The organism is Streptomyces sp. NK08204 (assembly GCF_020400585.1).
GTDB lineage: Bacteria > Actinomycetota > Actinomycetes > Streptomycetales > Streptomycetaceae > Streptomyces.
This window is the reverse complement of the sequence record NZ_JAINVF010000048.1, coordinates 1-6,298: the sequence shown is the minus strand read 5'-3', so window position 1 is coordinate 6,298 and position 6,298 is coordinate 1. Positions and strand designations below refer to the sequence as shown.

The window sequence follows — 6,298 nt, the reverse complement described above, 5'->3', positions numbered from 1 at the left end:
CCGCTGTCCGCGCGTGGTCTGACGCACGGTGACATCTCCGCTCACCTGGCCGAGGTCCATGGCGCGAGCGTGTCCAAGCAGACCATCTCGACCATCACCGACAAGGTCATGGACGGGATGGCCGAGTGGCAGAACCGGCCGCTGGACCAGGACTGGGACAAGATCTCCCGCGGGCTCAAGCCTGTCTACACGGCTCCGACCGCGAGCGCGGCGGAAGACCGGTTCCTGGAGTTCCAGGAGGAGTGGGGCCCCAAGTATCCGGCGATCGTGCGGCTTTGGGAGAACGCCTGGACAGAGTTCGTGCCCTTTCTTCAGTTCGACACCGAGATCCGCCGCGTCGTCTGCACCACCAACGCGATCGAGTCGGTCAACGCTCGCATACGAAAAGCCGTCCGGGCCCGCGGGCACTTCCCGAACGAGGCCGCAGCCCTCAAGTGCGTCTACATGGCCGTCATGAGCCTCGACCCCACCGGCCAGGGTCGCAAACGCTGGACCATGCGTTGGAAGCCCGCCCTGCAGGCTTTCGATATCGCCTTCGACGGCCGACTCTCCGTCGGCCGCCGCTAACTCACATCACCCGAGTTACACCGTTGGCTGGACAGACCCGGCTGACGAGGTGCTACGGCGCGTCCAGCGCCGAACGCCCGCCGGAAGCGGTGAAGGCGCGGGCGCCCGCCTGCCACGTGAGGTCGAGGTCGGAGCCGTCCGGGTAGCGGTGGTCGAGTTCAAGGAGCACCATGCCGTGCGCGTACGACCAGAGGGCCTGCGCGAGGTGGGGTTCGTCCGTGGCGAGGAAGAACGGGCTGCCGGCCCAGTCCTCCAGCCCGCCGGGCAGGGCGGCGCGCGGCAGCGGGCCGGTGGTCGCCAGGCGGTAGAGGCCGGGGTGGGCGAGGGCGAACCGCCGGTAGGCGGCTAGGAGCGCGGGCACGCGGCCGGCGGCGGGCACTTCGCCCAGGGCGGCGTGCAGGGCCGCACCCATCTCGGCGAGGGCGTCCTCCACGAGAGCCGCTTCCACGGCCTCCTTGTTGCGGAAGTGCTTGTAGAGGGAGGGAGCGCGGATGCCGAGGCGCTCGGCGAGGGCGCGCATGGTCAGTTCGTCGCGGCCGCGCTCCTCCAGCAGGCCGCGGGCGGCGGCGGCGATCTGGGCGGCGCGGGGGGTACGCGGGGTGCGGACGGGCTGCTGGTGGGTGCTCACTGGTGTTCGGCTCGCTGCTTGAGGGCGGAGTTCATCGCCGCGAAGGCGTCGTGGACGTCGAGCTTGCGGCGTACGAAGGGTACGGCCACGAGGGCGCCGGTGAAGGTCTCGGCCTGAGTGAGCCGCACACTGCCGGGCCCGGTCTCCTCGATGAGGAAGGAGTGCTCCCCGTCGAGGAGCCCGGGCAGCCCGAGCCGCCCGAGCCAGCGCAGCTCCCTGGCGGGGACGGCAGCACGGACCGTGGGGCGGAAGCGCATGGTGGAGCCGTTGTTGACGATGACGTTCCGTAGCACTGCGCCCGTTTCGGGCACGCCCTTGATGCTGACGATGAAGGGGTTCCACTGCGGGTACGCGTCGAAGTCGGTGAGCACCTGCCATACGCGGGAAGCGGGGGCGGCGATGTCGATGTGGGTGCGGACGGCGTGCATGGGGACTCCTGGCAGGGAATGAGCTCGGCTAACGGTGTTAGCCCGTGCCCACAGCGTACGGCTAACACTGTTAGCCGCGCAAGCGTGCCGGCGGCAGGATTGCTGAGGTCGTCGCCGCGGCTCTCCGGCGATGCGGGAGCCCGCCCCACGGTGCGGCCTCCTGCCCTCCCCGGACAGGGGGCCGCAACGGCTTTGGCTTCTGGTCGGTGAGCCGGTCCCCGCCACGAAGCCCAACGAGGTAGAAAGCCGTTTCGGCAAGAAGGACGGCGAACCGGACGACGTCGCGTGAGGCAGGCGGTCAGGCGTCGTTGATGCGGGTGAACACCTCGTCCAGGCGAGCGCCGTCCTCGACGGTGAGGCCGACATCGGCCCAGGTGGTCGTGGTGGGGCATGAAGCGCACTCGGACCTGGATCCCGCCTGCCCGGTCATCCACGGCCCCACGCAGTCGCGCCTCCTGAAGCGGATGCCGCGGGTGGTCAGCGTGCGGGTGCCGGCGTCCTCCAGGGTGAACGTCCACACATCCGCGGCCGGCACGTCCCGCAGCGGGGTGGGATCGTCCCGCCATGCCTGAAGCGGAGTCTTGCCCCGCAATGGCGCCGGGCGGTGCTCGGTGTTCCACCAGAACGTCCAGGCCAGAAGCTGGGTGGTGAAGTCCTCGAAGCCCTGCAGCGCTTCGTCCTTCGGGCGGGAGGAGCGTTTGCCGGGGCGCGGCTGGCGGGCGTAGCCGGGCAGCGCGGCCAGTAACATGCTCTCCACCGCCCGGTTCAGGCCCTCCACGGTGCCCTTGAGGTGGGGGGTGTAGGCGGGCAGGTCCTCCACCGTCACGTCCAACAGATCGAACGCTACGGTCACCGTCCTGGACAGGAAGTCCTTGCCACGGTCGACACGCACCTTCTCGGGCAGACCACCGAACGGGCCGTAGAGGTCCTCGGGCAGGACCGCGGAGCGCAGCGCGGCCAGCACCGATTCCCGCAACGGATCTCCCGGCGTAACCGCGACACCAGTGATCGCGTTCGTCGCGCAGTCGGTGAACCAGGTGATCCACGGCCTGCGAGCCTGGCCATCGACATCGACCAGCACCGCCGCCTGCATGTGGTCCGTCTCCCACACCTGATTGCGCCAGCCCCGCGGCCGGGCCAGGAACACATCATGCTTGCGCGCCGCCCGCTCCCCACCCGCGAGCCCCGCCCGCTCCCCCGGCGTCAGATCCCGCTGGCTCGCCCGGTGCAGCGTCGGAATCGACGGAGGCGGCTCCCCCTCACCCTTGGCCGCGCGAGCGATAAGCTCACGATGGACTGCCGCGACGTTGCTCTTCCACAAGGCCAGCAAGCGACGCACTTCCGGGGTGACGGAGAAGCGGTCTTTGCTCTGGGCCCGCGCCCCGGACTCCGCGGCCTCGGACTCGTCACGCTCGGCAGCGGCAAGCCACCGTCACACCGTGCGCTCGGTCACTTCCAACGACTGAGCCATCAGCTGTACAGGCCGGGTCGTCAGTTTCTGTTCCTGCCGCAGGGCGAGCAGCCTGCGCACGGCAGGGCCGCGCAGCGCCGACAGGAAGGAAGAAGGCAGGCCTCCCCGCACGTCCCCGCCGTCCCCGTGCGTGCCGGAGCGGGAAGCGCCCTCTGTCGGCCCGGCGGCGCCGGTCACAGCGGCCCTATGAGCCGTGCACAGGCCCGCTCCAGCATCCGGCGGTCCACTACCGCCCGGCTCTTGCCATAGGTCTCGGCGGTCAGGTGCGAGGTCAGCTTCGCCCAGGTCCGGAAATTACCGTGCCCACATGCTCGTCCACCCACACGACATCGTCCTCGCTCACGTCCTCCCACAGCGGGTGGAACGCCGCCATCGCCGCTGCCACCTCGCCCGGGCGATCACGACAGTGCCGATCCCGCCCCAACACCCCGCTGACCAGCACCACAACACCAACCACCAGACCACCAACACCGACTCTCACCACCACCGACCCCAAGCCGAGAGGCCGCACCAGGGACAGACACGGCCGGACGGCCCCCGCGACCGTACCGAGGTCGCGCGTCGTCGATGTCGGCAGCAGCCGTGACAGGCGTCAGGAGACGGTGAAGACCGTCTGATCGGCCATCGGTCACTGGCCCCGGCGAGGTCTGGGAAGTCCCTCTCCTGTTTGAACGGGAACTCCTGGGATATGGCGTGCATCACGTTCCGGGAACTGGTCCGAGTCGGTCGGACAGTCCGATGGTATGGAGATGAGTGTGCGCGCCCGAATACGGGCGGGAGATCCCGATACGTTTGGGTCTCTCTTCGATGATTACGCCCGGGCGGTGTACAACCATGCTTTCCGGCTGACAGGCGACTGGTCGGTTGCCGAGGACGTGCTGTCTTTGACCTTCCTGGAGGCATGGCGGCTGCGGGGAACGGTGGACCTGGACGGCGGGTCGCTGCGGCCTTGGCTGCTGGGCATCGCCACCAATACCGCGAGGAACACACGCCGGGCCGCGCGGCGGCACGAGGCGGCGGTCGGCCGTCTGCCGCGCGAGGAGGTGTTCCCGGACTTCGCCGAGGATCTGGTCGACCGGATCGACGACGCGGGCCAGGTCGCGGTGTTGCAGGCCGCGTTGTCCCGGCTGCGCCGCGCGGAGCGCGAGGTGGTCGCGTTGTGTATCTGGTCCGGCCTGGACTACGCGGCCGCGGCCCAGGCGCTGGGCATCCCGCTGGGCACCGTCCGCTCTCGTCTCTCGCGCGCCCGCAAGAAGCTCCGCAAGTTCGCCGGTGTCGAGGTTCCACCCGGGAGCGGGAACTCGGAGGCGGGCCGCGGACAGGTAGATGGTGACCGTATCCCTGCGGTCCGGCCCACCCAGGAGGAAACCCGATGAGCCCCAAGCCGCAAAGGCCCACCCAGGCCGAGCGCGAGGAGATGGCCCGGCTGCTGCCGGTCCCGGCCGAGCGGGACCTGCCTGGACGCCGCCACCAGCTCCTGAAGGACCACCTGATGCGCGAAATCCAGCACAACGCCGATGCCGCTACCGCCAGGCCCCGACCCCGGTATCGCCGCCGCCTGGCATTTACGGCCATCCCGCTGGCCGCAGGCGCCATGGCCCTCGCCCTGGCCACCGGCGGTGTGCTCGACCAGCACTCCACCGCCGGCCCCGGCTCGGCCATGGCCTCCGGCCCCTCGGCCCGCGAAACCAGTGCCACACCGGCTGCGGTGCTGCTGGACCGTATCGCCACCGTCGCCGCGTCCAAGCCCGCACCCGCCGTCCGCGACGACCAGTACGTGTACATCGCCAGCAAGGTCGCTTTCTCCAGCCAGAGCGGCAAGGACCCTGTCATGCGCCTGAACAAGCCGCACCTGCGGCAGATCTGGCTTTCGGTAGACGGAACACGCCGCGGCCTATTGCGCGAGAACGGCCAGGACACGGAGCTGACCACTGACCAGGAAGGCGTCGTTGTCAGTGAAGGAGACGGCCGGACCACGGTCCGTCGGGCGGATGGCACCAACTCCAAGCGTCCTGTCACCGTCCCGGGCAACGCGGCACCCTCGCTGAACAACCCGACCTACCGCTACCTGGAGTCGCTGCCCACCGACCCCGACGCGCTGCTGAAGAAGATCTACGACGAGGCCAAGGGCGCCGGGCCCGGCCCGGACCAGGAGGCGTTCGTGACGATCGGCGACCTGCTGCGCGAGCAGCTCGCGCCGCCGAAGGTCAGCGCCGCCCTGTACAAGGCCGCAGCCAAGATCCCCGGCGTCACCGTCGTCAACGACGCCGTGGACGCCGCCGGCCGCCACGGCATCGCCGTCGCCCGCGTCCACGACGGCGAGCGCACCGAGTGGATCTTCGACAAGCACACCCTGGAATTCCTCGGCGAGCGCAGCGTCATGGTCAAGGACACCCCCTCGGTCAAGAAGGGCCAGATCACCGCCACCACCGCCGTCCTGAGCCGCAGCGTCACCGACAAGCCCGGACAGACACACAGCCGCGCAAACTGACAAAGTGCTGCAGCGGTGCCCGAACTGCTCTCAGTTCGGGCACCGCCCCCTGGTTGTGGACGTTCGCGTAATTGGCTCTGGCCGCAGTTCCGTGAATCCCCAAGTCAGCGCGGGGAACGAGGGATCGTTTCGGCAGAGTGTTTCCTGGCGTGGCAGGCAAGACGGTCGAGGCTGTGCTGTTTCCCGGGATCGATGTGCGAGTGGAGCGCGTCAGCGACTCCACCGACGTGCTGGTGGTGGATGCGGTGTCCACCGCTCGCCCGGGCCGGTGCCCGGACTGCCGGAAACAAGCGAGGCGTAGACACACCTCGTACGACTCCTTCAAGTCCCGCTCGCCTGCCCGGACATCACCCGGGCCTGCGATCTCGCCCGGGCCTTCGCCGACCTGCTCCGCCACCAGCGCGGATACCTGCTGCTGGAGTGGATCCGCCGGGCCGAGCAGGACGCACCGAAGCCCATGAAGGGCTTCGCCGGCTTCCTCCGCCAGGACCTCGACGCCGTCACCGCCGGCCTCACCCTCCCCTGGAGTTCCGGCGTCGTCGAAGGACACTTGAACCGGGTGAAAACGCTCAAGCGAGCCATGTATGGCCGAGCCTCGTTCGAACTCCTGCGGACCCGCATCCTCACCCAGCCATGAGGCTCCGAAAGCTGGGCATACAGTCAGGACCCATGAAGTCGCCACAACCCACGGATCCGCAAGCCGAGGCCGGTCA

General features: G+C 69.4%; 8 protein-coding genes. 4 read left to right on the top strand and 4 right to left on the bottom strand.

Annotated elements, in window-relative coordinates:
• On the top strand, positions 1-567 hold a 567-nt coding region (locus tag K7G59_RS34095), incomplete at its 5' end, for a transposase (protein ID WP_225840557.1).
• 52 nt (positions 568-619) lie between these two features.
• Here the strand turns inward: K7G59_RS34095 and K7G59_RS34090 are convergent.
• The 4 genes from K7G59_RS34090 to K7G59_RS34075 form a co-directional block, all read right to left on the bottom strand.
• Positions 620-1,195, bottom strand: a complete 576-nt coding sequence (locus tag K7G59_RS34090) for a TetR/AcrR family transcriptional regulator (protein ID WP_308295127.1) — start codon at positions 1,193-1,195, stop codon at positions 620-622.
• Positions 1,192-1,623 (bottom strand): SRPBCC domain-containing protein, encoded by a 432-nt coding sequence (locus K7G59_RS34085; RefSeq protein ID WP_225840556.1) that lies wholly within the window; start codon positions 1,621-1,623, stop codon positions 1,192-1,194. The genes K7G59_RS34090 and K7G59_RS34085 overlap by 4 nt, the downstream gene beginning before the upstream one ends.
• Positions 1,624-1,921: 298 nt before the next feature.
• Positions 1,922-2,953 (bottom strand): hypothetical protein, encoded by a 1,032-nt coding sequence (locus K7G59_RS34080; RefSeq protein ID WP_225840555.1) that lies wholly within the window; start codon positions 2,951-2,953, stop codon positions 1,922-1,924.
• A 102-nt stretch (positions 2,954-3,055) separates the two neighbouring features.
• A complete protein-coding gene (locus tag K7G59_RS34075) occupies positions 3,056-3,271 on the bottom strand; it encodes a hypothetical protein (protein ID WP_225840554.1) in 216 nt (71 codons plus the stop codon).
• 566 nt (positions 3,272-3,837) lie between these two features.
• Here K7G59_RS34075 and K7G59_RS34070 point away from each other — a divergent pair.
• From K7G59_RS34070 to K7G59_RS34060, 3 genes are all read left to right on the top strand, one after another.
• Positions 3,838-4,470, top strand: coding sequence for an RNA polymerase sigma factor (locus K7G59_RS34070; protein WP_225840553.1), 633 nt, complete (start codon positions 3,838-3,840; stop codon positions 4,468-4,470).
• Entirely contained in the window at positions 4,467-5,585 is a 1,119-nt protein-coding gene (locus K7G59_RS34065) for a CU044_5270 family protein (RefSeq protein WP_225840552.1), read from the top strand. Before K7G59_RS34070 ends, K7G59_RS34065 begins: the two co-directional genes overlap by 4 nt.
• Positions 5,586-5,931: 346 nt before the next feature.
• Complete coding sequence (locus K7G59_RS34060; RefSeq protein WP_225840558.1) at positions 5,932-6,222, top strand: transposase; 291 nt, start codon at positions 5,932-5,934, stop codon at positions 6,220-6,222.
• Positions 6,223-6,298: the final 76 nt, after the last annotated feature.

Coding starts and splice junctions, on each gene's coding strand:
- K7G59_RS34085 (WP_225840556.1), bottom strand. CDS start 1,623: ATGCACGCCGTCCGCACCCACATCGACATCGCCGCCCCCGCTTCCCGC.
- K7G59_RS34070 (WP_225840553.1), top strand. CDS start 3,838: ATGGAGATGAGTGTGCGCGCCCGAATACGGGCGGGAGATCCCGATACG.
- K7G59_RS34065 (WP_225840552.1), top strand. CDS start 4,467: ATGAGCCCCAAGCCGCAAAGGCCCACCCAGGCCGAGCGCGAGGAGATG.